This window comes from Gillisella vitis, from assembly GCF_021559775.1.
Classification (GTDB): domain Bacteria; phylum Pseudomonadota; class Alphaproteobacteria; order Rhizobiales; family Rhizobiaceae; genus Allorhizobium; species Allorhizobium ampelinum.
On record NZ_CP056047.1, the window covers coordinates 1,350,651 to 1,377,311 of the forward strand.

Here is a 26,661-nt window from a genome sequence, read left to right on the forward strand (position 1 = left end):
GTGCCGCACAGTTTGACCAGACTGCTTCGGTGTGCGTTTATGCGGCGAAGCAGGCCATTTCATTAAAAATCGGGTCATATGTCGGATAAACCAGAACGAATTTCTTTTGCCAGCCGGCTAAGGACCAATTTCCTGACCGGCATGATCATCTGTGCGCCCTTGGCGATCACCGTCTGGCTGACCTTTACCTTCATCGATTGGGCGGATAGCTGGGTCACGCCCTATATTCCGCAGCGCTACAATCCGGAATATTACTTCAATATCGCCATTCCCGGCACCGGCCTGGTGATTGCGGTGGTCGGCATCACCATGATCGGCTTTCTGGGGCGCAATCTCGTCGGGCGATCTGTCGTCAATTTCGGGGAGTCGATCCTCAACCGGATGCCGCTGGTCCGCACCCTCTATAAAAGCCTGAAGCAGATTTTTGAAACGGTGCTGAAGGAACAGTCCAGTTCCTTCAAGAAGGTCGGGCTGATCGAGTTCCCGGCTCCCGGCACCTGGGCCATGGTGTTTATCGCCACCGAAGTGACCGGCGAAATCGCTGCCCGGCTGAACGAGGAGGGCGAGGAGATGATTGCTGTCTTCATGCCGCCGACCCCGGTGCCTACGGCTGGCTTCCTGATGTTCGTTCCCCGCAGCCGCCTGAAATTGCTGGATATGACGCCGGAAGAAGGCGCCAAGCTGCTGATTTCCGGGGGATTGGTCATGCCCGCATGGAAACCGGCTTCCGGCACGATTGCCATGCCGCCCGTCGTGGATGTCGCAACGGGAAAAACGGGGCTCTAGGCTTTCGTCAGAATGCCCGTTTGCTGTATGATCTTGTCACGATCCTGTCACGGGAAGCTTCTAATGGCCCTGATGGGGGAGCAGTGATACGGCAGACAGATATGCCGTATCCCATCAAGGCTGAGCGCTGCCCCGGTTGATGCAAAGGATCGGGATCATGGTATTTTCACGCAAGGCATTGCTTCTGGCTGCAACTGTTCTGGTCTCTTCGGCTGGTTTCGTTCTGGCGGAAGGAACGGTCAGCGCCAATGGAGTGACGATCGCCAACAAGGGCCTTGTCGCAATCGGCCGCATTCCGGCCAACGAGCGCGACAAGTTCAAGGAAACTTTCGGCTCCGGCTCCGGCATGGCAGTCGATCTGACCCAATGGAAAAAGCAGGGCGAGACCTATTCCGGTTCGCTTTGGCTCCTGCCGGATCGTGGCTACAATGTCGAAGGCACGACGGATTACAACACCCGTATCAACAAGATTGATTTTACCCTGGCGCCAGCACCGGCAGGAACCACTCTGCCAGCCGATAAGCAGCAGAAGGGCTTTGACGCAAAGCTTGCCGATACGATCCTGTTGACGGATGGCGAGGGCAAGAGCCTGACAGGCCTGGACCCGGAATCGGGTGTTCGCGCTGCGACCAAGACATTGCCAGCCTTGCCGCAAGCAACCACCGGCAAGATCTCGCTCGATCCGGAAGCCGTGGTCCTGTTGAAGGACGGCTCGATGATGATCAGCGACGAATATGGCCCCTATATCTATCATTTCTCGGCAATGGGAAAATTGATTTCCGCCACCCAGCCGCCGAAAGCCCTTCTGCCGATGCGCAAGGGTGAGCTGAACTTCTCGTCTAACAATGTCGGTGAAGGCGGCAAAAAGCCGGACCCGAAGGACCCTGATACCGGCCGCCAGAACAACCAGGGCCTCGAAGGCATGTCGCTGACGCCCGATGGCAAGTTCCTGATCGCGCTTTTGCAAACTGCGACCCGTCAGGATGGAGGCGATAGCAGCTCCACCCGGATGAATACCCGCGCCCTGGTTTATGATGCAGCCGATATGGATCATCTGAAGCTGGTGCATGAATATGTCGTGCCGTTGCCGACCTTCGACAACAAGGGCAAGGTCGCCGTGGCCGCCCAGAGCGAAATCCTGGCCTTGTCGGACAAGACCTTCCTGATGCTGGCCCGTGACAGCAATAGCGGGCAGGGCATGAAGAACGACACATCGGTCTACCGCAAGATTGATCTGGTCGATCTGTCAGCGGCCACTGACATTGCCAATAGCGAATTCGATGATGCTAAGCCTGTTGCCCCGAAGGGCGTGGTGGATGCCTCCGTCAAGGTGGCAGCGGTCACACCCTTTATCGACATCAACGACAACAAGGACCTCGCCCGCTTCGGCCTGCACAATGGCGCACCGAACGATGCCAACAATCTCTCCGAAAAATGGGAGGCGATGTCGGTCGCATCGGCCCTCGATCCAGCCGCTCCGGACGACTATTTCCTGTTTGTCGCCAATGACAACGACTTCCTGACCCAGGATGGCTATCAGGTCGGCGCGGCTTACAAGGCCGAAGGTGGTGCCGATGTTGATACCATGTTCCAGGTGTTCCGCGTGACACTGCCGGGCATGACTGCTAAGTAATTATCAATCAAGATTACTCGCTAATAAACGCCGTGCATCCGAAGGAATGCACGGCGTTTCCGTTTATGACTACGCCTGTCTGGCGTGCAGCCAAGCCTTGAATGCATCGACCTCGTCGGTCTGGATGGCGCCGACGCCTGCCTCTACCAGCGCGGTCCAGACACCATCCGGATCGGAAAGGGCGCGGGTGTCGTTGAAATCGAGGCAATGCGAGACGTCGAGCGTGTTGATCCAGACGCGGATGTTCTGGCGCTCCAGTTCGGCGCGAGCATGGGCGATATCGGCGAGATCCGTGAATTTCACTTCGATCATTGGTGCCTTGAGGCTCTCGATGCGGCGCAGGTCTTCGGCAAACCGGCTCTGACGGACGGGGAACATCGGCATATGCGGGATTTTTCCAAACCAGTCGGCATCGACAATGGCGAAATGGTCTGCGTCTGGATCGATGTCGGTCTTGACCAGAACCTGATCGGCAATGTTCATCCGCAGCACTGTTTCCATCACCTGCGGTAGATCACGGGTGAACTTCGTGTCGATATTGACGGTAATCCGACCGCGAGCCTCTTCAAGAATTTCCTCCAGTGTCGGAACGCATTCCTCCGTTATATCAGCCTCCGGGCCGCCCGCGCCGCTGCGCAACTTTGCCCGATGGATGACATCGAATGGCAATTCGCTGACCGTGCCGCTGCCGGTCGTTGTCCGATCCAGGGTTGCGTCGTGAATAACTACGAGATGGCCATCGGCACTGGCCTGGGTATCGATTTCCACCATATCCACACCTTGGGCAATTGCTGCCCGGATCGAGGCCAGCGAGTTTTCCGCCGTGCTTTTCCACAGGCCGCGATGGGCGATGGTGAGAATGGTGGGATTGGTGCGCGATGCCATTTCGGCAATTGAGCAGGGACGGGCGGCCAAGGATTGGTGTGCGAGCGTGGACGTCTGGACAGGCATGGTTTGGACTTTCGGCTGTTACGGTTTGTGAGAAATCAGATCTTGCCCATGCCTGCCGCCATCAGGTCGTCGCGCAGGATGCGACCGGCGATGATGAAGACGATGAGGGCTGGCAAAAGCAGGATGAAGGAAACGATGGCGGCCAGCGGTAGCTGCATCGAATAGGGGTCGAGATACATGTAAAGCTTGATCGGCAGGGTCTGGACCACAGGCGCGCCGACGATGAAGGATTTGTCGAATTCCTCGAAACTGCCAATGAACGATATCAACCCGCCCGCCAGCAGCCCGGGCACGGCCAGCGGCAGGATGATATGTGCGACAATGCCAACTGTTCCGGCACCCAGCGAGCGGGCCGCATGGATCAATTCGTCGGGAATGGTCTCAAGCGTTGCGGTCATCAGCCGGATCATCAGTGGCAGGGTGCCGACGATCTGGACGATGATGACGCCAGCCACCGAATAGGCAAGGCCCAGCGCCAGAAACACCTGGCCAATGCCGACCGCGACCACCAGACCGGGAATGATGACTGGCGCGAGAATGAAGATTTCCACCAGCCGTTTCAGCCGGAAAGGAAAACGGGCCATGGCCCAGGCAGTCGGCAAGGCGATAAGTGCCGTTGCGAATGTGACCGTGAAGGCGATGGCGAGGCTGGTGATCATGGCCTGGATCAGGCCCTGATCGCTGAGCACGCTGGCCCAGCGGCTGATCGTATAGACTTGCGGCAGCACATGCGGCGGCTGCCAGCCATCGGCAATGCTCCAGACGAACATCAGGGCAAGCGGCAGGGCGATGGCAAGGGCCAGCGTACCAAACAGGCCGATGGAAACCAGCAGGCGGTCTTCGGGCCGGAACATGCGGCGTCTTGCTGCAACAGGGGTATGGAGCTCAAGAACAGCCATCACGCATTCCCTCGCGCATTGCCAGCACCGATCCGGCTGGTCAGGGCATAATAGGTCAGGAGAACGATGACAGCGAACAGGCTGAGCACCATGCCCATCGCATAGACCTGCTCGAACCGTCCCTGTTTGAATTCCTGAACCATCAGGACAGAAAGTGGCCGCGCCGTCGGTGGGCCGACGATATCGGGAATGGCATAGGAGCCCATCGAGCCGATGAAGGTCAGGAGAATGGCGGCGGTAATGCCCGGCATGGCAAGCGGCACGTCTACAGCCAAGAATGTCCGAAGCCGGGATGCGCCAAGCGTGCGGGCGGCAAAGCGGATATCCTCGGGAATGGCGGCAAAGGCGCTGGTAATGATCAGCGTCATGAACGGGATCTGCTTCCAGGAATTGGCGATGATGACGCCAGCACCCAGGTCGTCGCGGACCAGTTTTGGCAGGGTAAAGCCGAGTGGGCCCAGCAGGCGGTCGAAAAAGCCGCCACGCTCGAAGACGACGATAATCATCAGCCCGACGATAATGCTCGGAACGGCCATCGGTAGCTTGTAAAGGCCGCTGAACAGCTTGCGCCCGATAAAACTTTTGCGCAGCAGAAGCGCCAGCGGCACGGAGAGCGCCAGCGACACCAGAACCGGCATGACGCCGTAATAGATTGAGATGGACAGGCCGCGCTGCATGGAGGGCCGGGTGAAGATCCGCTGATACCAGCTCAGTGTAAAACTGCCATCTTCCAGCCGGAAGCTGCCGACCAGCGCCGACAGCAGCGGCAGGCCGAAGAAGAACAGCAGATAGCCGACCCCCGGCAGGAGCAATATCAGGAGTTGGATCGAGCGGCGGCGAAGCAGTGATGGCATTAGGCGGCCTCCATCGACGGCTGGTCTTCGAGCAGATGCACGGCATCGTGGAAAGCCAGTGAAACCCGGTTGCCCATCTCTATCGGTATCGCGCCGCCTGACTGGCTGATCTTGATCCTGACCGCGCCGATATCGGCGGTGTAGAGGATATTAGCACCCATGAAGGAGACGGAGGTGACGGTTGCCGATCCGTTTTCGTCGCGCTCGATACCGATATTTTCCGGGCGGACCGAAATCTGCATAGGTCCGGCAGCGGGACGGTCCAGCACCACGTTCTGACCCCAGGGGAGCAGCGCATCCATGCCGGACGCCTTGACGGAGAGAAGATTGGTCTGGCCGAGGAAGCTGGCTGTAAAGGCCGCTTTTGGCGACCGGTACAGCTCAAGCGGCGTGCCGATTTCGACAACCTGTCCGCCATTCATCACCACGATCCGGTCGGACATCGCCATGGCCTCGGCCTGGTCATGGGTGACGTAAAGGCTTGTCGCGCCGATGCGGCGATGCAGTTCGACCAGCTCGTGGCGCAGGCTGTCACGTAGCTTGGCATCGAGATTAGACAGCGGTTCATCAAACAGCAAAAGACTTGGCTGCATGACGATGGCGCGGGCCAGCGCCACGCGCTGCTGCTGGCCGCCGGACAATTGCCGGGGCATACGATCAACCAACGCGCCGAGATTGCAGATCTCCAGCACATGGGCGATGCGCCGCGCCCGCTCGTCCTTTGGCACATTCTTCATCTTCAGGCCAAAGCCAAGGTTTTTGGCGACCGACATATGCGGAAACAGCGCATAGGACTGGAACACCATGGCGATATCGCGGGCTTCGGGGGCAAGTCCATCAATCCGCTTGCCCGCCAGCCGGATGTCCCCGCCGGATGCCTCGCTGATCCCCATCAGGATGCGCAGCAGCGTCGATTTTCCGCAGCCGGAGGGACCGAGAATGGTGACGAACTCACCCTTTTCGACGGTAAGCGAAACCGGATGGAGGACGCGGGCTGACCCGAAGTCCTTGGTGATGTCGTTGATGTCTAGCTCACTCATCTCTCTGTCCCTCTTCGTCGGAATCGACTGGGATTACTGGTTCAGGACTTTTTCATCGAGCGCTTCGGCAAGGGCGGTTGACATGTCCCAGAAAGCTGACACCGACAGGCGGGGATAGACACTTTTCGGCAGAACATGATCCTGGAGGGCAGCCGGGATCAGATCGTTGGTGATATCGGTGCGCGGCGAACGCGATGCCTTGGTTTCCAGCTTGAAGGTCTGGAATTCCTTGCTCATCGCCATATCGATCAGCAGCAGGGCGGCGGCGACATGCTTGGCATTTGCGGGGACGAACATCGCGTCGCCAGAGCCGACCTGTCCCTTTTCCAGCAGAGTCAGACGGAAGGTTTCGGGCAATTGCTTGTTGCCGAGAAAGCTCATCACCTGATCTTCCCAGACCGTCCCCATATAGAGCTGTTGGTTGTTGATCAGGTTCAGCGTATCGGCATTGCCATTGGTCAGTTCCGCAGCCTTCAGCAGGCGGCGGTAATAGTCCCAGACAGGCGTCAGGCATTCGGAGGTCATTGCCCAGTCTTCGGCTTGTTGAAGCGTTTTGCTGTAGTCGGTCAGGGCTGTGCGGCAATCGCCAGTCAGATAATTGAGCGCCACGGAATAGATGAAACCTCCACCCGATCCGCCCTTGGCTGGCAAAGTGACGCCCAGGCGCTTGGGATGGCTTTCTGCCCAGGCCAACAGTTCGTCAAAACTCTTGGGAACCTCATTCGGTTTGACGAAGGCGCTGTCATAGCCGATTGCCGTCTGGTTGAGATGCACGAGCGGAAAAGTGCCGCCATGCTGGCGTCCGAACAATGTCTGCGCCAGGACCGGATCATAGGTTGCCATGTTCGGCAGGATTTGCGTCAGTGGAATCTTACCGATGACACCTTTGGCCGAGAGCAGCGGATAGCTGCCGCCGCCAGCGAAATAGGCATCGACTGGCGCATCCTGCCCCGATGCCTGGACCGCGATCAGCTGCTGGTTGGCCTGATCGCCGTTGACGTCGCTATAGACGACCTTGATGCCGTACTTGGCGGTGAAACTGTCGGTCAGGTTTTTCCAGGTGTCAGCGAAGCTACCGGCAAAATTATACATAGTCACCGTTCCCTCGGCTTTGGCGGCGGGAACGACGATGTCGTAAAAATTCTCCCTTGTGACCTTGGAGAGATCGAAATCAAGATTTTTCATATTGGTTTCGGCGCTCAAACACGGGGCGACGGAAGCCGCGAGCGTCAGCGCCGCGATGGCCAGGAATTTCATCTGCATTGGGGTCTCCATCAGAGCTGGATCAATTGCAGGTCTAATAATACACTTTGAGTGTAATATTTGTGACAGGCCACGAAATTTGGTCCCGCAGGCGAGTTGCGATTGCCTGACCGCGAGACGCCGGATAGATGTTCAACCATGACGACCCAAGATAAACAGCCCTCTCGTTTTGACAGAAACCCGCTTGCCAGCGAGAACGAACGCCTGATTCTGGACATCGTCCGCCGCCACGGACCCATTGCCCGCTCAGTGATCACCACCCATACCAACCTGACGCAGCAATCGGTGCATCGGTTGATTGAGGGGCTGATCGAGCGCGGTTTGCTGCGCACCGGCGCGCCGCTGAAGGGCGCACGCGGCCAGCCAAGCCCGACCATCGAACTTGCGGTGGAATCCGTGGCGTCGCTGGGCATATCGATCAACACCGATTCGGCGATTATCTGCCTTGCTGATTTCAGCTGCGGCGTGATTGCCCAGAAGAAACTCAATCTCCTGCCGCTCAGCCGTGAGGCCACCCTTGCTGCCTTGTCAGGGACCTTGGACGAGATGCTTGAGGCCCATAATCTGCCGCGCGACCGGCTGCTGGGGCTGGGTTTTGCCATGTCGGGTTTTTCCGTTGCCGATGACCGGATATTCAATGCGCCGGAACCCTTGCAGGACTGGTCGCTGATGGATCTTCGCCCGATCCTTGAACAGACGTTTCAGCTTCCCGTCTGGCAGGAGAACAATGCGACCACAGGCGCTATCGGCGAAAGCTTGCAAGGCGTTGGGCGATGGTGCCAGACCTTTGCCTATCTGTCGTTCAACTATGGCTTCGGTGGCGGGTTGATCCTCAATGGTCAGCCGTTTTACGGATTCCATGGCAATGCCGCTGAATTGTCGGGGATTTACGACCCGACCGAGGCACCTCGGCGTCCAGCCCTGCAATATTTGCTTCGGAGCCTTCAAGACCACGGCATCGAGATTGATTCCGTCGATACCCTTTACCGGACATTCGACCCAGGTTGGCCAGGCGTGGAAGCGTGGCTGGAAGCAACCATGCCACAGGTCGAACGCTTGGTGGCGGTATTGATCGCCGTGATCGATCCGCAGGCCATCGTTTTCGGCGGCCAATTGCCGCCAGCGCTGGGCGCGATGATGATCGAAAGATGCCCGATGCCCTCGCAGCGGGTTCATCGTTATGGTGTCGGGCCAAAGGAGGCCCGACTGGTGCTTAGTGAAGTGAAGGGTGATGCCGCAGTCATTGGTGCCGCACTTCTGCCGCTCAAGATGCGGTATTTCATTTAGACCGAAGCAGGCTCAAGCCTCGGCAAATTGCGGCGGTGCCCAGTTGGGGAACGGGTCCTGCATGTCGCGCCAAGCACCGGGCGTGAAGCGATCCGCAGGCACCAGACAGGCGTCCAGCCGGGCGCTGATTTCGGCTTCATCCATGGGATCAGAACCGATAAACACGAGTTCCTGGCGTCGATCACCCCAGACCGGGTCGAGATAGGGTTTCATGGCATTGAGAAAGCCCTTGTCCTGCGGCCATTGCTGTTTGGGTACGGAGGCCCACCACAGGCCCATGCGCCCGGTGCGCACCAGCGGTCCGGCCTGGCTCAGTTCTCCAACATGATGGGGCCGGGTGGCCAGCCAGAAAAAGCCCTTGGCGCGGATTACGCCCGGCCAGTCGCTATCGATAAAGTCCTGAAACCTCTGAGGATCGAGTGGACGGCGGGCGCGATAGACAAAGCTGCGAATGCCATATTCTTCGGTTTCAGGCACATGGTCCTTGAAGCCGTGCAATTCCTTGAACCACAGTGGATGGGTTTCCGCCCGGCCAAGGTCGAACCGCCCGGTTCCCAGCACGTCCTTCGGTTCGATTTGGCCGAAATCGGTCTCAATGATCCGCGCATCCGGGTTGAGGCCGACGATGATCTTGCGGGCTGCATCCAGCCGGGCAGAGCCGGCGGTTTCGGCCTTGTTGAGGACGACCACGTCGGCAAACTCGATCTGTTCGACCAGAAGGTCAACGAGCGTGCGGTTATCATCTTCGCCCGCCGTTTCGCCCCGGTCGGAGAGGAAATCGCTGGAACTGTAATCACGCAACAGGTTGGCGGCATCGACCACCGTAACCATCGTATCCAGCCGGGCGATGTCGGAGAGGCTGTTGCCGTCTTCGTCACGAAACTCAAACGTGCTGGCAATCGGCAGTGGCTCGGCAATGCCGGTCGCTTCGATCAGCAGATAATCGAACCGGCCAGAATCGGCCAGTTGCCGCACTTCCGTCAGCAGGTCTTCGCGCAGGGTGCAGCAGATGCAGCCATTGCTCATTTCCACCAATTGCTCGTCGGTGCGCGATAGATTGGCTCCGCCATCGCGTACCAGGGCGGCATCGATATTGACCTCGCTCATGTCATTGACGATCACCGCGACCTTCAGCCCAGCCCGGTTGCCAAGAAGATGATTGAGAACCGTGGTTTTACCGGCACCGAGAAAGCCGGACAGCACAGTCACGGGAAGCTTGTTGTCCATCTTCAACTCCTTAATGTAATAACATTACATTGATGGTTCTGAAAAAGGCGAGCAGGGCGCTCGCCTTTTTGGTTGTTGCGTCTGTCAGCCCTTCAGGCAGGTGGCCATGGCGGTTGCCAGGTCCGTCATCAGGGCGGGATAGAGGTCAGGGCCATCTGCCAGCCCTGTGCCAAGCGGGTCGAGCGTGCCGGTGCGGGCATTGCTGCCTTCAGACACCACCTTGATCAATTTCGGCGTAAATTGCGGCTCTGCGAAAATGCAGGCGGCATCCAGAGATTTGATCTTGGCGTGGAGCGCCGACACCCGTTCGGCACCGGGGGCTTTTTCCGGGCTGACGGTGACGGAACCGGCAACCGTCACATGGTAGCGGCGCTCAAAATATTGATAGGCGTCATGAAAGACGATGAAAGGCTTGTCCTTGACCGGGGCCAGCATGGTGGCAATCTGCTTGTCCATGGCATCGACCTGCGCTTGGAAGCGGGTCAAATTTTCCGCATAAAGTGGGGCATTGGCCTTGTCCGCAGTGCTCAAGGTTTCGGCTATGGTTGCGGCCATGGCCTTGGCATTATCAGGGTCGAGCCAGATATGCATGTCATGGGTGCCATGCTCGTCGTCATGGCTATGCCCGTGGTCTTTATCGTGGTCATGTCCATGCCCGGCTTCGTGCGCATCGCCATCGTCATGGGCCTCGAATGGTCCACCTTCGCGCAGGGGCAACAGTTCCACGCCCTTGGCCTCGGCCAGCGCCACCACTTTGGCCTTGCCTGCCAGCGCATCCAACGGCTTGTCGAGAAAGGTTTCCAACCCTGGTCCAACCCAGAATATCAGGTCAGCCTGTTGCAGCGCTTTGGCCTTGGAGGGCTTCAGGCTATAATCATGCGGGGAGCCTGCGCCTTCCACCAGAAGATGCGGCGTGCCAGCACCCTTCATGATCGCGGCGACGATGGAATTGACCGGCTTGATCGAGGCAACCACATCAGGGGCGGCGGCAGCCATGCCAGGGGCAAGCAGAAGCATGGGGATAAGGCTGAGCAGGGGCATTGTCTTCACAGGCAAGGCGGTCTCCAATTTATATAAGCCAAAGCAAGGACGGTTCCTTGTATGGGGTATGTAATGTTATTACATTGATTGCGTAACGCTATAACGTGTGTCATAGCCGGTTGCAACACTCAATCTGTGGAGTTTCGGTATCCGTGTTGAAGGTGCTGGGTGAAAAGCCATTGGTGACACTGCGCAATGCCGGCATCAGGCGCGGCGGGCGCTGGCTGGTGCGCGGCGTTGAGCTTTCGATCCGCAAAGGCGAACTTGTCACCCTGATCGGTCCAAACGGATCGGGTAAATCGACGACAGCGAAAATGGCGCTTGGCGTGCTGAAGCCCGATGAGGGTGAGGTGGTGCGCGAGCGGCCGTTTACGGTTGGTTATGTGCCGCAAAAATTGAGCATCGACTGGACCATGCCGCTTACGGTTGATCGGCTGATGACCCTGACTGTAAAGCTGTCCAAGGCGGAGATCGAGGCTGCCTTGGATTCTGTCGGCATTGCCCATCTGCTGCGCGCCGAAGTCCAGCATCTGTCCGGTGGCGAGTTTCAGCGGGCGCTTCTGGCCCGCGCTCTGGCCCGCAAGCCGGACCTGCTGGTGCTGGATGAGCCGGTGCAGGGCGTAGACTTTGCCGGTGAAATCGCCCTTTACGAATTGATCGCCGATATCAGGCGCAAGACCGGTTGTGGCGTGCTGTTGATTTCCCATGATCTGCATATGGTGATGGCAGAGACTGATATCGTCGTTTGCCTGAATGGCCATGTCTGCTGCCGTGGCACGCCGGATGTCGTCAGCCAAAGCCCGGAATATCAGCGGCTGTTCGGGGCTGCTGCGGCGCGCACGCTAGCGGTCTACAATCACCGCCATGATCACACCCATCTGCCGGATGGCCGGGTTCAGCATCTGGATGGATCGGTCACCGATCACTGCCATCCTGATGACGGCCATCACCATGGTCGGGGTGCGGAGCATCATCATGAGGATTCGCTTGAGCTTGAAGAGAACCATCATAATCATCACCACCACGGCGAAGGGCCGTCGGTGACTTCGGGGAGGGGTGATCGTCATGATGGATGATTTCTTCGTTCGGGCATTGCTGGCGGGTGTCGGGTTGGCGCTGACGGTTGGGCCGCTCGGCTGTTTCGTCATCTGGCGGCGCATGGCCTATTTCGGCGATACGATGGCGCATTCCTCGCTGCTGGGCGTGGCGCTGTCGCTGTTGTTTTCGGTCAATCTGACGCTGAGTGTGTTTCTGGTCGCGGCGATTGTATCACTGCTGCTGTTGTTATTGCAGAACCGGCGCGGGCTTTCCGCCGATGCGCTGCTGGGTATTCTCAGCCACGCGACACTGGCGATCGGCCTTGTTCTGGTGGCCTTCATGACCTGGGTGCGGGTCGATCTGATGGCTTATTTATTCGGGGATATTCTGGCCGTGACGCCGCAGGATATCGCCACCGTCTGGATTGGCGGGCTTGGCGTCATCCTGTGCCTTTGCCTATTGTGGCGGCCCCTGCTGGCGGCCACCGTCAACGAGGATGTCGCTGAGGCGGAAGGCTTGAAGCCAGCGCGGGCCAGGCTGATCTTCATGCTGCTGATGGCCGTGGTGATTGCCATTGCCATGAAAGTTGTCGGCATTCTGCTGATCACCGCGCTGCTGATCATTCCGGCCGCCACCGCCCGGCGGTTTTCCATGACGCCGGAAATCATGGCGGTTCTGGCATCTGTCATCGGCGCGGTTGCCGTGGTTGGCGGCCTGTTCGGGTCACTGACCTATGACACGCCTTCCGGCCCGTCCATCGTGGTGGCCGCCCTTGTCCTGTTTGTTCTCAGCTTGCTGCCGATACGCCGTTTTTCAACGGCTGCCGTGAAGAAAGGATGATCGTCCGATGTCCACACCGCAATTGACCCGCAATCAGTCCCTGGTATTTCAAGCGCTTGAAAAAGCAGAAGGGCCGCTTTCGGCCTATACGATCCTCGACAAGCTGCGCGACAGCGGCTTTCGTGCGCCGCTACAGGTCTACCGGGCGCTCGAAAAGCTGCTGGAATTCGGCCTTGTCCACCGGCTGGAAAGCCTCAACGCCTTTGTCGTCTGCTCCCACCTCCAGCATGATTGCTGCGACCACGGAACCGTGGCATTCGCGATCTGTAGCAAATGCGGGCAGGTCAAGGAGTTTCACGATCACTCGATTGACCATCGGCTGGGAGACTGGTCGAAGGGCCAAGGCTTCAAGGCCGAGAAAACCACCATCGAAATTCGCGGCGTCTGCGCAGAGTGCCTCGTCTGAAATCACGCCTTCAGAGCGGTTTCAGTTCACTAGAGTTTGTCAGGGAAAAGTGGAAACCGGTTTTCCCGATATGACAAACGAAAACAAAGGAATCTAGAGACTGTCTGGTTCAATATGAACCTGACAGTCTCTAGCAAACCGTTGCCAGTTGGCGATGTAGTTTTGCGCGGAGCGCTTCAGGCCTTCCACGGCCTTGTCATCAAGAGTGCGTATCGCGCGGGCCGGTGAGCCGACAATCAGGGAGTTGTCGGGAAATTCCTTGCCCTCGGTAATCAGCGCATTGGCACCGATAAGGCAGTTATTGCCGATCCTGGCACCGTTCAGCACGGTCGCTCCCATGCCCACCAGCGTGTTGTTGCCCAGAGTGCAGCCGTGAATGATGGCATTATGGCCGATTGTGCAGCCTTGGCCGATGGTCGTCGGAAAGCCCATATCGGTGTGAATGGTGACGTTTTCCTGCACATTGGAGCCTGCGCCGATGGTGATCGGCTCATTATCGCCTCGCAGCACAGCACCGAACCAAATGCCGACATCCTCACCGATGATCACATTGCCGATGACCTGCGCATTGGGCGCGACCCAGTAACGGTCGGCGGAAGGCAGGTGCGGTTTCAGATCCCCGAGGGCGTAAAGTGGCATGGTGGCAGGTCCTTTTATCGATCTGCCACCGATCTTTCGGGATAAGCCTTAGAAAAGCAAGGGCTTTGAACCCGTTGGGACCGGGCGTGCATGTCCGGCCCCTATCACTGTGGATATGTCAGCGGACATACAGCACGAAGCTGCCATCGGATGCTTCGTCAGCGTAAATCACATTTTTGAGCTCAACATTTTGTGACAGCAATTGCCTGCGCAGAACCGGGTTTTCGCGAATGGCGGCCTGGACTTCGCGAGCCTCAGGGCTGGTTGGCGTCAGAGATCCGAGAAAGTCCTGAAATGTGTCATGCTTTTCGATCTCATCCGGCGTGCTGATCATGAAGCGGGGATTGTGATCTGTTGCCAGCGCCCTGTCAGCGGCAGACATGGCTGCATGGCTGATTCCAGTCATGGCGGCGGTTGCGAGAACGGCGGCAAGAGAAATTTTGGCAATGCGAGACATGGCAGTGCGAGAGTTGGCAATACGAGACATGGGTTCACTCCTCCAGGAACAAAACCGGCGAGAAAAACTCGTTAGCCGGTGAAGGAGATCCTCGCGCTTAATCCGTTCAAATCCAATTCACCAGCGAGTGAGATTGGATTAATTCTTCGTCATGTTCGCTGAGACAGCGGACATGTGGTCTGCTCAAACTCGTTGACTCAAGGCTTGTGGTTTTACCGCAGCCGCAGCTTCAACGGCAGCCGCCTTGAATGGGGGGCCACATGAAGGTGAATATTCGCTTCCGGCTGAGAATAGCGCCAGGCGCGGGCACCGTGGCAGAGCAATAGGCTCATCAATTCCTTCGTTCTTGCGCGTGGCTTGTTGATGCCGTCTGCCAGCCGCATCGCCGCCTCATGCAGTGGATTGAGGCTGGCGCGGGGATTGAAGCGAAGCGCCTGCTCGTCTGCGCTATGGTGGTCTTCGGTCTGGCCCGCATTCCGGTGGTTTTCATTGCTTGCCATGGATTACATCCTCGTACGCATTACATTTCGAGGTGAACTGACCGAGACCTGCATAGATACATATGCTGAAGCCTCGGTAAGACAGAGTGATTACTGCATTGCGGCCCAGCAGCTGACGCCTGCCTTTTTCAAGCGATTGCAGGCATTGACCGCAGACTTCTGATCATCGAAGCCGACAAACCGGGCGCGATAGACCTGAGATGCTCCTTCGCCATAGGCCATGGCGAAAGGCCGCGCACCCTTGAGGGAAATACCGCTCTTGGCACGGGCGCTTTTCAGCAGGTCCATCGCCGCTTCCTGGCTATCCGAAACACCGATCTGGACGGTCCAGCCCGAAGGTGCCGCAGTTGGGGCCTTGGTGGAGAACGTGACTGTGTTGTCGACATCGGCTGGCGGCTTGGGGCCAGATGACTTGGAGTGGCGCGACGCACTTTTGCGGGTCTGCGGCATGGGAGCCGATTCTGTTTCCAGGGCCTGGCTTGCCTCCGCTTGCTTCGCAAGGGCGGCAACCGCATCATTGGCGCCTCCTCCACCGGCATAAGCTGTTTCGCTTAGGCTACCTGTGTCGTAGCGTCCGCCGGGTACGGGCACACCGGATTGCGGCAATTGGGGTGCAACGGCGGTTTCGCGGGCAACAGGCGCCATCGGCTCCGGCACGGTGCTTTGGCGGGCAATAAGCGGACTTGCGCCACCACGACGGGAGGCTTCCGGTACATAGGTTGCCATCAGCTTCCGCATCTGGTTGTCGCGCGCGGCACCTGAGGCACCGCCCAGCACCACGCCAACCACGGATTTACCATCGATCTGCAGCGAGGTGACGAGGTTGAAGCCGGAGGCATTGGTAAAGCCGGTCTTGATCCCGTCCACGCCGCGCACCGAGCCGATGAGACGATTGTGATTGCCGATCACCTGGCGACCATAGGTGAAGCTGCGGGTGGAAAAGTAAGCGTAATATTGCGGAAAATGCTGTCTTAGCGCCATGCCCAGCCGCGCCTGATCGCGGGCCGTGGTCATCTGGCCGGAGTTTGGCAGGCCATTCGCATTGCGATAGGTGGTGCGGGACATGCCAAGTGCGCGTGCCTTGGATGTCATCATCTGGGCAAAACGAGCTTCGGAGCCGCCGAGATATTCGCCGAACGCAGTGGCCGCGTCATTGGCGGAGCGGGTGACGAGGGCCTGAATGCCTTGCTCTACGGTAAAGCTGCCGCCGGGCCTAAGGCCAAGCTTGGATGGTGGCTCGGAGGCAGCATGGGCCGACACGGGAACAGAGGAATTCAACCGGATCCGGCCTTTCTCCAGCGCTTCGAAAACCAGATACAGGGTCATCATCTTGGTGAGCGATGCCGGATAACGCAGGCTGTCAGCATCGGTGGCGCGCAAAACCTTGCCGTTATTCACATCCACGACAATGTCGGCATAGCGCGATGCAGCAGCAGCCTCGGGAGCCGGAGCCACCAACGTGGCACAGACCAGAGCCACGGTGAGAGAGACACGCATGACAGGCCGAACAATCATGTTTCGACCAAGGAGGCTAGCAACTCGCATATTCACCACTGCACTCTTTCCTGAATTCCAGCCCTGATCACGCATAGGGTCGGGGCAACATGCCCGGTCTGGTGCTATGCGTATGAATTCTTGCTTTGGCCGCCCCCCAGCGACATATTTCCTGACGCTAACACCACAGCGTTACCAAGTGGTTTATGATGAACAACAGGTTGCCGGTCCCTGCTGCATTTTTCTAAAATTTTGCCGATGCCCATAAAAATCTGCGCCAAGTCTGGACAAGGTTCGGATCTACTCACTCGACACGGTCAGTCGGGAAGCGACGAATGCTTCGACGGCGGTATCAATTTGCCGCCAGTCGGCCAATTTCTGGCGCGAGAACCGGTAAAGCACACTGAGATCGTGACCGGCGTTCAGGTCGCGCTGGCAGGTGTCGACGGCGGGGCCGTCCTGTTGCAGCCCGGCTTGATCGGGGGAAAGGCAGCGGATGGCGAAGTCCGGGCGACCCGGCCGTGGTGCCGTATAGAGAATTTCGCCGTCATAGCCGCTGCCCGCGCGAAAGCGGTGGCCGGTCAGGCCAAAGGGGCCTGGCTGCGGCGCTCCTTCGAACAATTGCTTGTAGATCGGCTCGATCCGGCCGGACATGTCGCGTGACATGGTGCTCTGGGAAATCTGGAGGAAAATCAAATCGTTCGATTGGCTGATATCATCGAAACGCAGTCGGTCTGCCTGGCTGTAGCCGCGCATTTCCGGCCATGTCAGGGCCAAATCCACGCGGGCTAGGGCGCCATCCTGGCGCTGGCGTTGGAACCTTATGGCGTTGTCTTCAATGCGCAAATGATCAAGGCCAATGGTGATCGCCCGCGGTGTCGTGCTCTCGCTGCGCCGATCACTTGTCAGCGCCCGGCCAATCCAGTCACTGCCTAGAAACAGCGCCAGGGAAAAGACCAGGAGAAGGGCGAGACCCACAAAGCAAACCGTCAGCGCCCTGGTGGAAATCAGGGGCTTTTCCATGTTGGTTGTGGGTAACTTGACGGCGTGGTCCATGCTTTGACTGGCCTTCTCTTGGCTGCGCAACCGTTCCACGTCATCATGGGTGAGGCACTGGCCAACAACCTGAAAGACGGGACCCGAGTCGCGCGTAGAAGCATGGTCAGGGCATGGTTAATGGCACGTTAATGGTGCCCTTGCGCCCGTCCGCAAATTTCCAAAAAAGTGAGCCGGCTCCGTGGCAGCGGAACCGGCTCTTGGCCTTGGTCGGACGGAGATGCGGGGACGACCGGGGCCAATATCTGCCAGACGTCGTGGATGCGGTCGCGTCCTCGCCTTGGCGGTCAGTTTTTCGGAAGGGCGGCAACCGTTGGCGCGCGCCCATCCTGGATCTTCATCCATTGACCCGGATTGTCGGAGGACTGGCGTTTCAGGAACGTATATTCCGTATCCGACCAGAGCAGTACTTTGTTGCGCATGTTGTCGAGGATGAAATCACCGCGATCGGTGCGGACGGTCAGCACGGCATGGCCGTCGCCATTCGGTTGCAGCACCACTGTTATCAGCAGGTTGGATTCGTCTACGCCTTTCGCAATCAACTGACGGCGCTTGAGCAGGGCGTAATCTTCGCAGTCGCCGGCAACGGTTGGGTATTCCCACCATTCCTCGACACCGTAAAGATCCATATCGGTTTCCGGCTTGATCGTGGTGTTGACGGTGTAGTTCACGGCAAGAATGTCTTGCCAGAGCGCGGGCGTCAGCTGTTGCGGACCTCTGTCGCTGCCGGAGGGACGGCATTCGCTGGCGTAACGCTGGCAGAACTCGTAATGGCCTATCGGCTGGCTGGCTCTGCCATTGATTTTCATCGAAGGCTGGCCGGCAAAAGCCGCTTGTGCGCTGGCGAAGGCCACGATAGCGGCGATGATGGCGAAACCTGTTGTCGTCTTCTTGTTCGTCATTGGGTGTCTCCCCGTTATGGGAGTACAATGACAGTGATACTTTGCCGTCTGGCAAAATTGGAAGGTAGAAATAAGTACAAAATCGAAGAAAATAAGTATAAAATTAAAATAAAATTTTAGGCAATTTACTCCTGTTTTCTATGGGAATTGACAAGGCGGGCGGGTGCGAATGACGATGCCTGCATCGTAAACAGGATTGTTATCTATCTGAAAAATATTGAAAAAAAACAGAAAGGCACGCCGGGAAAAGTGTGGCGTGTTGTGCCGAAAGAACGCATCATTGTCCCACGAGTTTAAGTGGAGGTGGATGTCGAGTGGACCCAAAAAGGGATTTATCGCCAAAAAACCGCAGGGAATACTCGAATTACTCCAAAAATGCATGGGTTTTGGTGAATGATGGATGAACGGGATTGGGATCTAGCATCAGGCCGAAAAATACACAGAGGTTTTCGCCTTGGCTGGATAAGCGAGATGACACGGGAGATTTGGAAGGCAACAGAGGGCCGAGGACGAAATCCTCTGCGCATGCTCGAAACTGCCGGGGCGAAGCGAATCCCGATTTCGCGAAAAGATAGCGACTATCAAGCGGCAGTCTGGTTCAATATGAACCTGATGGGTCCTACAGAAACTCTGTCAGGGCCTCGCGGGATTGCAGGGTGGTGAACTCGATGGCAACGCCTTCCAAGAAGTGGCGCACGACGCGGCCACGCATGCTGCCCAGGCGTACCGCAGTGCCAAGCGGTGGGCGAATATCGATATCGATCGCCGCACCGGAAAGGGACAGGTCCATGATCCGGCAGCTATATTTGCGTCCGTCATCAAAGACCAGTTCGGTGCGCGGTTGCTTTGGTGTCAGTCGGTCATGACGGCGGTCTTCCGGCAGGCCCAGTTCGTGCTTGTTGGCAATCCAGGTCAATTGAGCAGCAAGCTTTTCGCGTTTGCGCTCCGTTGCAACAATGCTGATGACAAAGCCATCATCGGTGGTCTTGATCACGGTGCCTTCGATGCGGCCGATATGGTCGATATAGGCAATGATCCTTTCGCCTGGCACGGGGCGGGCAGCGCAGATCACCCGGACGTCGCCCGGTGACATATCCACCGTCAGGCAGACATATTCATCCTCGCTCGGCACCATCAGCCGACCCTCAAGACTCACGGAGACGCGCTGAAACGCCCGCTGAACCGGGGGGCGTGCTGAACCGCTATTGGGAGCCTGGTTATAGGAATACATGCAACGATTCTTCAACGCTTTGAGTCGCCTGAAATATTAGGCGCTATGCGTTAACAGAGTGTTTTGCTCTTCACCGATCTGTCCACAGATCTTCAGGGGCTGAAGCTAAAGATAGGACCTGAGAGAAATGAAACGGTCTTCTCGAAAAGACAAGCGAAAACAAAGGAAACGGTAGCCTGCCTGGTTCTATCCGAACCTGACAGGCTACCGGCTATTGGGCTTATCCTTCGATGCGCAGGGAGATGGTTTTCTTACCGTAAACCGCCTTGACCTTATGGCCATCAACTTCGATAGCGCCGAATTTTCCAGCAATCCTGGTGGCAGTGATCAACTTTATGGTCTGTCCGGCTTTCCATTGACCGTCATGTTTGACCACCAGTTTTCCACCGTCGATGAACAGCGTCTTGTTGACCACAAGGCTTGGCGCTTTCGTGGCTTTGGTGGAGGTAATTTCCAGGGTCGCATCCTTGCGCAGCGTCAGGGTGCCGGTCACGGTCAGAGGCGCGGAGGCAATGTCCATCGTGCCGCCAGCAAGATACACATCGCCCTTGCCAAAGGCAGTCGGTGATTGCGCAACAAGGCGACCGTCCTCGATCACCGTGCCGCCAGTCCAGCTGTTGTTGGCTGACAGCGTCAGTGTGCCGCTGCCCTGCTTGGTCAGCTTGCCTTTGCCTGAAATCGGGTTTTTCCAGGTGTCGTCGGCGTTAAAGCCGCCTTTGGTACCATCCATAATAAGGGTAACATCACCGTCGAACGCACCATAACCATCGGCGGCCCGGAACAGGTCGAGACGACCCCAGCCTTCCGGATCATTGATGATTGGATAGCCGGAGGCAATTTCCGTGGTTTTCAAGACGACCCGGCGCTGATCGGCACTAAGATAGGGCAGGCGGGTTTCCAGCAGCACTTCGGCACCCTTGGGCACGCTGGGCGCCAAGGATGGATCGCCGATCTGCTTATAGCCATAGGTCAGGCGTGGTTCGAAAAATTGCTTGTTCCAGGCGTAATCGGCATAGGCGTCCGTCGATTTCGGCAGGGCATGGGCTGCCGCCAGCAGCGCTTGGCCGTCTTTTGCACCGGTTTGCTTCATCAGCCATGTCTGGCTCTGCTGATAGGCTTCGCCGCGCAGCGGCGTATAGTCTGGCCGGTTTAGATTGTAGGCGACGATGGCGGTGGCCAACACCCGCCCGCCCAGCACGTCGAAGGTTTGGTGCATGCCAGCGCGAATGCGGTTTTCGCCCAGCATGGCGGCGCGGGTCAACATTTCCTGATAGCGCTGCGGCACCAGATAGGCCATCACCAGCGCATCGCGCCAGCCTTCGGCGGTATGGCCGGAGGGGAACCCGCCATCGGAGGCCGGTTTGTCGTTCTTGGCCAGTTCCAGTTGCGGCACGATCCGCACCTTGTCGCTAGCGCGGTAGGGACGGGCATATTTGTAATAGCGCTTGGCAGGCTCAGTCGAACCATCGGCGCTGCCCGCCTCGATAAGATCGACGGCCTTGCCGAGATCGGTATTGTCCTTGGAGCCGACACCGCGATTATTGCCCTTGTCGTCATATTTGACGGTGGTCGCGTCAGCAGGCATGCCGGTGATGGTCGTTGTTTGCCGCACGCCCTGGCGCCAGGCATCGGCCAGGGGACCAAGACCATCGGTAATGCTGACATTCTTGCCACGCCGGTCATCGAGATAGGCGGCCAGATCGCGTTCCGGCGTATGTTCGCCGGTGACCTTGATGGAATAGGCGAGATTCTGCTCATGTAATTGCGGGAGCTTCTTGACGCCATCGGTCGGGCTGCCGGGAATGCCGCTCCAGTCCGATTTGGCAATCGCCGGGCAGCCATCCTTGGCCGCTGCTTCCTGATCGGCATCGACAAAGGGTGTGCGAGGGGTCCAAAGCTCCAGGAAACCGGACAGAACCCGCACGCCAGCATTGGTTTGTGGTGTCGCATGGCAGGCATCGCCGCGCTGGTTGGTGGCGCCGGTATCCACATAGGCCATAACGCCTGCCGGTGGCGGCGCGCTATCGGCATGGCCGACACCGGCTGGAACTGGGGGCAGGGTGAGGCCATCTGCCAAGGCTGGCGTCAGCGCTGTTGCAAGTGAAAGGACAGCCGCGAAAGCGGCGATTGAAGAGAGTTTTTTCATGGATGGCCTTTCTCTTGAGGCTTGGAAGCCCTGCAATAACGAGATGCGGTTTTACCGAGTTTCTCTGCGCTTCAGTAGAGGCGCGCAGCGGCGGATGTTATTCGTCAAGGTGGTAGATTAATAGCTGTGAATTTCCCGTGTCAATCGTCGGTTTAGTGGACTGAAGCCGTGTTGCTGGCGATTGCTTAAGGTCTGTGTGCAACAGTTTTCTGACAGCGGTGATCTCCTGCATTTCCTTTTGCCGATCTCTCGCTATATGCTGATGCTCACGGGTCACAAGGAATAGAGATGCATGGACGACAGGCCGAAGGGGCAATGGGACCGCGAGCCTGAAGATGGGGACGACCCGCTGGGCGAGGGACTCGATCCGGCGACCAGTGGACGCGAACCGGTGTTCAACATGCCGGGCGGCATTCTTCTCGCGCTGATGCTGCTGGTGATGATCTATGCCCTGACCGGCTGGATTCTGTCTGATGAAATCTCCAATTGGATCATGGTGGAATTCGGCTTTTCGCCGGTTCGCTATGTCTATGATTTTTCCAACCAGGATCTCGCCTGGCTGTGGACACCCTTCACCTATTCACTGCTGCATGGCAGTATCGAGCATCTCGGCTTCAATGGCCTATGGCTCGCCGCCTTCGGCACGCCGGTCTGGCGCCGTATTGGGGCAGTGCGGTTCTGGTTGTTCTGGCTGGCAACTTCAGCCGCTGGCGCTCTTGCGCATGTCTGCCTGAACTGGGGCGATGCAAGCCTGCTGATCGGTGCTTCCGGCGTCATCTCCGGCCTGATGGGGGCTGCCTGCCGGTTTGCCTTCGGCCCCGGACGCTCCGGCCTGCGTCTGCGCGAACAGGATGCCTTTCCACCCCGGTTGAGCGTGCTTGCCAGCCTGTCCGAGCGCACGGTCCTTGTCTTCATTATCATGTTCCTAGCCGGAAATCTGATTATCGCTTTCGGGATTCCCTTGGTCGGCGATCCTGGCGCGGCCATCGCCTGGGACGCGCATTTGGGTGGCTTCACCCTAGGTTTTCTGGGGTTTGCGCTGTTTGACCGCCGCCCAATCGGGCAAAAAACGGCGGACGATTAAAAAAAGCTGTGTCGATGCATCCAATTGGTTGCGTTCTCTAGCAAATGCAGGCAGCATTCCTGATCAGGGGGCGTCGATCCGGGAGGAGGAAAGGCGCCCAATCCTGAATGCCCGGAGATTTGCCAGGAGGAGGCGCATATGTCTGTGACAGTAAGGAATATTCTCAGCGAAAAAGGTCGTGATGTGATTACGGTTGGTCCGACGGTCAGTTTGGCCGAGGCCGCCAAGGTTTTGCATCACAATAAGATCGGTGCGGTGGTGGTTGTCGGCATGGAAAACCGGATCGTCGGGATTTTCACGGAGCGCGATCTCGCATCGGCCATCGGTAAAGGCGGGGTCGAGGCCCTGTCCATGCCGGTATCCAAAGCCATGACCGCCAATGTGTTTCGCTGTAGCGAAGAGACCACCGTCAACCAGTTGATGGAAATGATGAGCAGCAAACGCTTCCGTCACGTACCGGTGGAAGATGGCGGCAAGTTGATTGGCATCGTCTCGATCGGTGACGTGGTCAAGCAACGCATCCGTGAGGTGGAGCTGGAGGCCGAGCACATCAAGGCCTATATCGCCGGATAAGGCCGGTGTCGTGCCTGGTTTTGGGCGCGGACATTCCGCGATAAATAGCCAGTTCTCTGCGTGAATAGTGGGTCTGCCTGGTTTGTCCGGGCAGGCTTTTCTATGCGAGCGAATAAAATGTCCCCGCTGCAGCCTTGGACCGAAAACCGGTTTCCATGTTTCAGTCTGATGCTTTATCGCATCACAGCTTCCTGCATTCGGCGGATTTCAGCGATGCGGGCGATGGTTTCTTCATAGCCGCGTGCAATGCATTCACCAGCGCGGTGGAATTCCGATAGGCCGATATCGTTGACACGCGGATGCAGCGCCAGATCGGGCGGATCGCCTGCAAGCCGGGCGCGGGAAATCCGATCCTGAATGATGTTGAAGGATTGCACCATCACGCCTGTCAGCCCCAGCCGATTCGGCTGCTTCACCGCGCCGGTATCCGGGCCAATTGGGCCGACCTTGTGCTTGACCACGGCGGAGCGACCATAAAGATCGTAGTGGAGATTAACCGCCACCACCAGCGGCTGCTCATAGGAACGGCAGACCGATACCGGGACGGGATTGACCAATGCGCCATCGACCAGCGTCCGGTTGTTGCAACGCACCGGCTCGAAAATACCGGGCAATGCGTAGGAAGCGCGAAGCGCAGTGACCAGATTGCCGCCATCGATCCAGACTTCGTGGCCGCTCGTCAGTTCGGAAGCAACCGCCACGAAGGGCTGCGGCAGATCTTCGATGGTCAGGCCTTCCAGGTGTTCCTGCATGCGTTTCGTCAGGCGCATGCCGCCCAACAGGCCGCCGCCGCCAATGGTCAGGTCGAGAAGGGCCGCGATGCGCCGGACGGTCAGGGATCTCGCAAATTGCTCCAGCTCGTCCAGCTTTCCCGCCAGATAGCAGCCGCCGACCAGCGCGCCAATAGAGGTTCCCGCTACCATGCCGACTTCGATGCCAGCCTCATCCAGCGCGCGCAAAACGCCAATATGCGACCAGCCACGGGCAGCACCACCACCAAGGGCAAGCGCGATTTTAGGCTTGACGACCGGCGGTGGCAATTCGGCGACAGTGCTTCCGCCCGATGGGTTTCCTGGCTTTGCGGACCGACCGGCCCCTTGACCTCTTAAATTCCAGTTCAACATTTCCAGAACACCCTTTCGACCGAACAGTCCCCAACTGCATTGCATAAAGCCGCCGTTGGCTCAGGTCAGAAACCATACAGTGGTGCATCACGTCCGATGCACGGCGCTGCCATGTACGGCATGCTTCAAGTGCCCGTCGACGTCGTAACGCCCGCCCGCATTTTCATGTCCACCAACTCTGTTTTGAGAGCATGCAGCAGATTTACTCTGCCTTCAAATGCGGTATTTCCGGGGTAGTCTGCGCCGCCTTGTTTACCAAAGCGTTTCTGTAAAGACTTTTTGATGTTTAAAATAGCAAATGTCTATTTTTGGTCCTGGCCGGCATAAACCTGCGCAGGATCGAAATGCCTGTGGTCGTCTGTAATCACCATTTTCGCCTCGCCATCGGCAAGCTGAACGGAGCGATAAAAACAGGATCTGCGTCCGGTATGGCAGGTGGCGTCATGGCCAGCCACTTCAACCTTGAGCCAAATCGCATCCTGATCGCAATCGACGCGAATTTCCTTGACGCTCTGCATGTTGCCGGAGCTTTCGCCCTTTTTCCAGAGGCTTTTGCGCGAGCGGCTGTAATAATGGGCAAGGCCGGTTTCGATGGTCAGCGCCAGGGCCTCGGCATTCATATGGGCAACCATCAGCAGTTCACCGTCGCGGTTATCGGTCACAACGGCGGTCAGCAGACCATGGGCGTCAAATTTCGGCGTCAACACGCCAGCGCCTTCCAGAATGGTCTTGTCCGTCGAAGGGGCTGCAAAGCTGATCATTTCGTCGATCCAATACAAAGGCAAAAAATAACGCACTGCGGCGAAACGGTGCGTTATTGTATTCCATCAAAACTGTCTCTCAGCAAGCGCTGAGATGATCAGCGGTTTTGCACCATGGTCATGAACCGCACCTGCTGAGGGACATCGGTCTTGAACTCACCGGTAAAGGTGGTGGTCAGTGTCGTGGAGCCGGATTTCTGAATGCCGCGCATTGCCATGCACATATGTTCTGCATCAACCATGACGGCAACGCCGCGTGGCTGAAGATACTGAACGAGAGAATCGGCAATCTGTGCCGTCATGGTTTCCTGGGTTTGCAGGCGGCGGGCGAAGAGATCGACGACGCGGGCGATTTTCGACAGGCCAAGCACTCGGCCATTCGGCAGATAAGCGACATGCGCCTTGCCGATGACAGGTAGCATGTGATGCTCGCAATGAGAGAAAAACGGGATGTCGCGCACCAGAACGATGTCGTTATAGCCGCCAACCTCTTCGAATGTCGTGCCCAGCACGTCCTCGACATTGACATTATAGCCACCGAACAGTTCGCCATAAGCTTTGGCCACACGCTTTGGCGTGTCGAGCAAGCCTTCCCGGCTCGGATCATCGCCAGCCCAGCGCAGCAATGTGCGCACGGCGTTTTCGGCTTCCTCGCGGCTGGGGCGGGACGTTTCAGGCGACATTTTTTTCACTGTGGCATCCATGCCATTACTCTCCCGGTCACTCATACTGGCAGAAGCCCTTTTCGACGATCCAGGCTTTAATTGCGTAATTCGAGCCATGATGGCAAGTCCAATCCTCGTGGGCGTGTTTCAAAGTTTTCGCCTTGATGTTTCTACACCGACATACGATGTGATATATAGAGAACCCGCACAGTCACGACATACGCCAAAACGCGACACAGTGTTGCGCAAATATGGATAATCCAACAGGTCGGTTTTTGCGTATGGGCGGGCATTTGGAGCAAAGTTTGGCGATGGATGATATTTACAATACCAAAATCCTGGAATTTGCCGGCAATATCGTCCGCGTCGGCGCATTGAGCAATGCCGATGCCGTGGCTGAAAAGCACTCCCGCTTGTGTGGTTCCCGTCTCAAGGCTTTTGTAACCGTGGACGGTGAAAAAGTCACTGATTTTTCGCAGGAGTTGCGTGCCTGCGCGCTGGGTCAGGCCTCCGCATCGATCATGGCGCGCCATGTGGTGGGCGCAAGCTTTACGGAGATCCGCAAGGCCCGTGCCGATATGCTTGATATGCTGAAAGACGGTGGTGAGGGGCCGCAGGGCCGGTTCGAGGATCTGCGCTACCTGATGCCCGTCAAGGATTACAAGGCCCGCCATGCCTCGACCATGCTGATTCTGGATGCGCTTTGCGACTGTCTCGACCAGGTCGAGGCTCGCCAATCGGCGCTTGCTGGCTAGGATTGTCTC

27 protein-coding genes are annotated in these 26,661 nt (G+C 57.8%); 9 read left to right on the top strand and 18 right to left on the bottom strand.

The window, feature by feature from the left end; genetic code table 11:
• Window positions 1–78 precede the first annotated feature (78 nt).
• Both AVCG78_RS06370 and AVCG78_RS06375 read left to right on the top strand, forming a co-directional pair.
• On the top strand, window positions 79–786 hold the full coding sequence (locus tag AVCG78_RS06370) for a DUF502 domain-containing protein (protein WP_015915975.1): 708 nt from the start codon (window positions 79–81) through the stop codon (window positions 784–786).
• A gap of 157 nt (window positions 787–943) precedes the next feature.
• Complete coding sequence (locus AVCG78_RS06375) at window positions 944–2,419, top strand: esterase-like activity of phytase family protein (protein WP_139191560.1); 1,476 nt, start codon at window positions 944–946, stop codon at window positions 2,417–2,419.
• Window positions 2,420–2,488: 69 nt separating this feature from the next.
• Here the strand turns inward: AVCG78_RS06375 and AVCG78_RS06380 are convergent, their stop codons facing one another.
• From AVCG78_RS06380 to AVCG78_RS06400, 5 genes are read right to left on the bottom strand one after another with little or no spacing between them, the layout of a single operon-like run.
• Window positions 2,489–3,370 (bottom strand): glycerophosphodiester phosphodiesterase family protein, encoded by an 882-nt coding sequence (locus AVCG78_RS06380; protein WP_071206671.1) that lies wholly within the window; start codon window positions 3,368–3,370, stop codon window positions 2,489–2,491.
• A 35-nt stretch (window positions 3,371–3,405) separates the two neighbouring features.
• Complete coding sequence (locus tag AVCG78_RS06385) at window positions 3,406–4,269, bottom strand: ABC transporter permease (protein WP_071585113.1); 864 nt, start codon at window positions 4,267–4,269, stop codon at window positions 3,406–3,408.
• Window positions 4,269–5,123, bottom strand: coding sequence for an ABC transporter permease (locus AVCG78_RS06390; protein ID WP_071206669.1), 855 nt, complete (start codon window positions 5,121–5,123; stop codon window positions 4,269–4,271). Before AVCG78_RS06390 ends, AVCG78_RS06385 begins: the two co-directional genes overlap by 1 nt.
• Window positions 5,123–6,163 carry an ABC transporter ATP-binding protein gene (locus tag AVCG78_RS06395; protein ID WP_071206668.1) on the bottom strand — a complete coding sequence of 347 codons (1,041 nt, stop codon included), beginning with the start codon at window positions 6,161–6,163 and terminating at the stop codon, window positions 5,123–5,125. Before AVCG78_RS06395 ends, AVCG78_RS06390 begins: the two co-directional genes overlap by 1 nt.
• A 33-nt stretch (window positions 6,164–6,196) precedes the next feature.
• Complete coding sequence (locus tag AVCG78_RS06400; RefSeq protein WP_071585114.1) at window positions 6,197–7,426, bottom strand: extracellular solute-binding protein; 1,230 nt, start codon at window positions 7,424–7,426, stop codon at window positions 6,197–6,199.
• Window positions 7,427–7,564: 138 nt separating this feature from the next.
• On the opposite strand from AVCG78_RS06400, the gene AVCG78_RS06405 reads away from it, so the two are divergent.
• Window positions 7,565–8,713 (top strand): ROK family transcriptional regulator, encoded by a 1,149-nt coding sequence (locus AVCG78_RS06405; protein WP_071206666.1) that lies wholly within the window; start codon window positions 7,565–7,567, stop codon window positions 8,711–8,713.
• Window positions 8,714–8,725: 12 nt separating this feature from the next.
• Here the strand turns inward: AVCG78_RS06405 and zigA are convergent, their stop codons facing one another.
• Both zigA and znuA read right to left on the bottom strand, forming a co-directional pair.
• A complete protein-coding gene (gene zigA / locus AVCG78_RS06410; RefSeq protein WP_071585115.1) occupies window positions 8,726–9,940 on the bottom strand; it encodes a zinc metallochaperone GTPase ZigA in 1,215 nt (404 codons plus the stop codon).
• A gap of 84 nt (window positions 9,941–10,024) precedes the next feature.
• Entirely contained in the window at window positions 10,025–10,957 is a 933-nt protein-coding gene (znuA, locus tag AVCG78_RS06415) for a zinc ABC transporter substrate-binding protein ZnuA (RefSeq protein ID WP_139191566.1), read from the bottom strand.
• 185 nt (window positions 10,958–11,142) lie between these two features.
• Here znuA and AVCG78_RS06420 point away from each other — a divergent pair, with 185 nt between their 5' ends.
• Genes AVCG78_RS06420 through AVCG78_RS06430 form a run of 3 tightly spaced genes read left to right on the top strand, consistent with a single transcriptional unit; the run spans window position 11,143 to window position 13,265 of the window.
• Window positions 11,143–12,057: an ATP-binding cassette domain-containing protein gene (locus AVCG78_RS06420; RefSeq protein ID WP_071585233.1), complete on the top strand. Its 915-nt coding sequence runs from the start codon at window positions 11,143–11,145 to the stop codon at window positions 12,055–12,057.
• A complete protein-coding gene (gene znuB, locus AVCG78_RS06425) occupies window positions 12,047–12,859 on the top strand; it encodes a zinc ABC transporter permease subunit ZnuB (protein ID WP_071585116.1) in 813 nt (270 codons plus the stop codon). The genes AVCG78_RS06420 and znuB overlap by 11 nt, the downstream gene beginning before the upstream one ends.
• A 7-nt stretch (window positions 12,860–12,866) precedes the next feature.
• Window positions 12,867–13,265 carry a Fur family transcriptional regulator gene (locus tag AVCG78_RS06430; protein WP_070150816.1) on the top strand — a complete coding sequence of 133 codons (399 nt, stop codon included), beginning with the start codon at window positions 12,867–12,869 and terminating at the stop codon, window positions 13,263–13,265.
• 93 nt (window positions 13,266–13,358) lie between these two features.
• Here AVCG78_RS06430 and AVCG78_RS06435 read toward each other — a convergent pair whose 3' ends face one another.
• The 8 genes from AVCG78_RS06435 to AVCG78_RS06470 all read right to left on the bottom strand — a co-directional run bounded on the left by AVCG78_RS06435 (window position 13,359) and on the right by AVCG78_RS06470 (window position 21,690).
• The gene (locus AVCG78_RS06435; RefSeq protein WP_071206662.1) at window positions 13,359–13,904 is read right to left on the bottom strand and encodes a gamma carbonic anhydrase family protein; all 546 of its coding nucleotides are present in this window, start codon (window positions 13,902–13,904) and stop codon (window positions 13,359–13,361) included.
• A gap of 118 nt (window positions 13,905–14,022) precedes the next feature.
• A complete protein-coding gene (locus AVCG78_RS06440; protein ID WP_015915989.1) occupies window positions 14,023–14,391 on the bottom strand; it encodes a hypothetical protein in 369 nt (122 codons plus the stop codon).
• Window positions 14,392–14,573: 182 nt separating this feature from the next.
• Window positions 14,574–14,861, bottom strand: coding sequence for a hypothetical protein (locus AVCG78_RS06445; protein ID WP_015915990.1), 288 nt, complete (start codon window positions 14,859–14,861; stop codon window positions 14,574–14,576).
• A gap of 90 nt (window positions 14,862–14,951) precedes the next feature.
• Window positions 14,952–16,376 (bottom strand): D-alanyl-D-alanine carboxypeptidase, encoded by a 1,425-nt coding sequence (locus tag AVCG78_RS06450; RefSeq protein WP_234617888.1) that lies wholly within the window; start codon window positions 16,374–16,376, stop codon window positions 14,952–14,954.
• Window positions 16,377–16,655: 279 nt separating this feature from the next.
• Window positions 16,656–17,411 carry a hypothetical protein gene (locus AVCG78_RS06455; protein WP_071206661.1) on the bottom strand — a complete coding sequence of 252 codons (756 nt, stop codon included), beginning with the start codon at window positions 17,409–17,411 and terminating at the stop codon, window positions 16,656–16,658.
• A gap of 287 nt (window positions 17,412–17,698) precedes the next feature.
• A complete protein-coding gene (locus tag AVCG78_RS06460; protein WP_071206660.1) occupies window positions 17,699–18,313 on the bottom strand; it encodes a transglutaminase-like cysteine peptidase in 615 nt (204 codons plus the stop codon).
• Window positions 18,314–18,932: 619 nt separating this feature from the next.
• On the bottom strand, window positions 18,933–19,544 hold the full coding sequence (locus AVCG78_RS06465) for a PilZ domain-containing protein (protein WP_015915994.1): 612 nt from the start codon (window positions 19,542–19,544) through the stop codon (window positions 18,933–18,935).
• Window positions 19,545–19,764: 220 nt separating this feature from the next.
• Entirely contained in the window at window positions 19,765–21,690 is a 1,926-nt protein-coding gene (locus AVCG78_RS06470; protein WP_071206659.1) for an acid phosphatase, read from the bottom strand.
• Window positions 21,691–21,982: 292 nt separating this feature from the next.
• On the opposite strand from AVCG78_RS06470, the gene AVCG78_RS06475 reads away from it, so the two are divergent.
• Entirely contained in the window at window positions 21,983–22,774 is a 792-nt protein-coding gene (locus AVCG78_RS06475; protein ID WP_139191559.1) for a rhomboid family intramembrane serine protease, read from the top strand.
• 138 nt (window positions 22,775–22,912) lie between these two features.
• On the top strand, window positions 22,913–23,347 hold the full coding sequence (locus AVCG78_RS06480; RefSeq protein ID WP_071206658.1) for a CBS domain-containing protein: 435 nt from the start codon (window positions 22,913–22,915) through the stop codon (window positions 23,345–23,347).
• Window positions 23,348–23,520: 173 nt separating this feature from the next.
• On the opposite strand, the gene AVCG78_RS06485 is transcribed toward AVCG78_RS06480, so the two are convergent.
• From AVCG78_RS06485 to folE, 3 genes are all read right to left on the bottom strand, one after another.
• Window positions 23,521–24,471, bottom strand: a complete 951-nt coding sequence (locus tag AVCG78_RS06485; RefSeq protein WP_071206657.1) for a patatin-like phospholipase family protein — start codon at window positions 24,469–24,471, stop codon at window positions 23,521–23,523.
• Window positions 24,472–24,773: 302 nt separating this feature from the next.
• Window positions 24,774–25,232, bottom strand: coding sequence for a phosphoribosyl-AMP cyclohydrolase (hisI, locus tag AVCG78_RS06490; RefSeq protein ID WP_071206759.1), 459 nt, complete (start codon window positions 25,230–25,232; stop codon window positions 24,774–24,776).
• A gap of 98 nt (window positions 25,233–25,330) precedes the next feature.
• Complete coding sequence (gene folE / locus AVCG78_RS06495; protein ID WP_015916000.1) at window positions 25,331–25,936, bottom strand: GTP cyclohydrolase I FolE; 606 nt, start codon at window positions 25,934–25,936, stop codon at window positions 25,331–25,333.
• A gap of 272 nt (window positions 25,937–26,208) precedes the next feature.
• Between folE and AVCG78_RS06500 the strand changes: the two genes are divergently transcribed.
• A complete protein-coding gene (locus AVCG78_RS06500; protein WP_071206758.1) occupies window positions 26,209–26,652 on the top strand; it encodes an iron-sulfur cluster assembly scaffold protein in 444 nt (147 codons plus the stop codon).
• Window positions 26,653–26,661 lie beyond the last annotated feature (9 nt).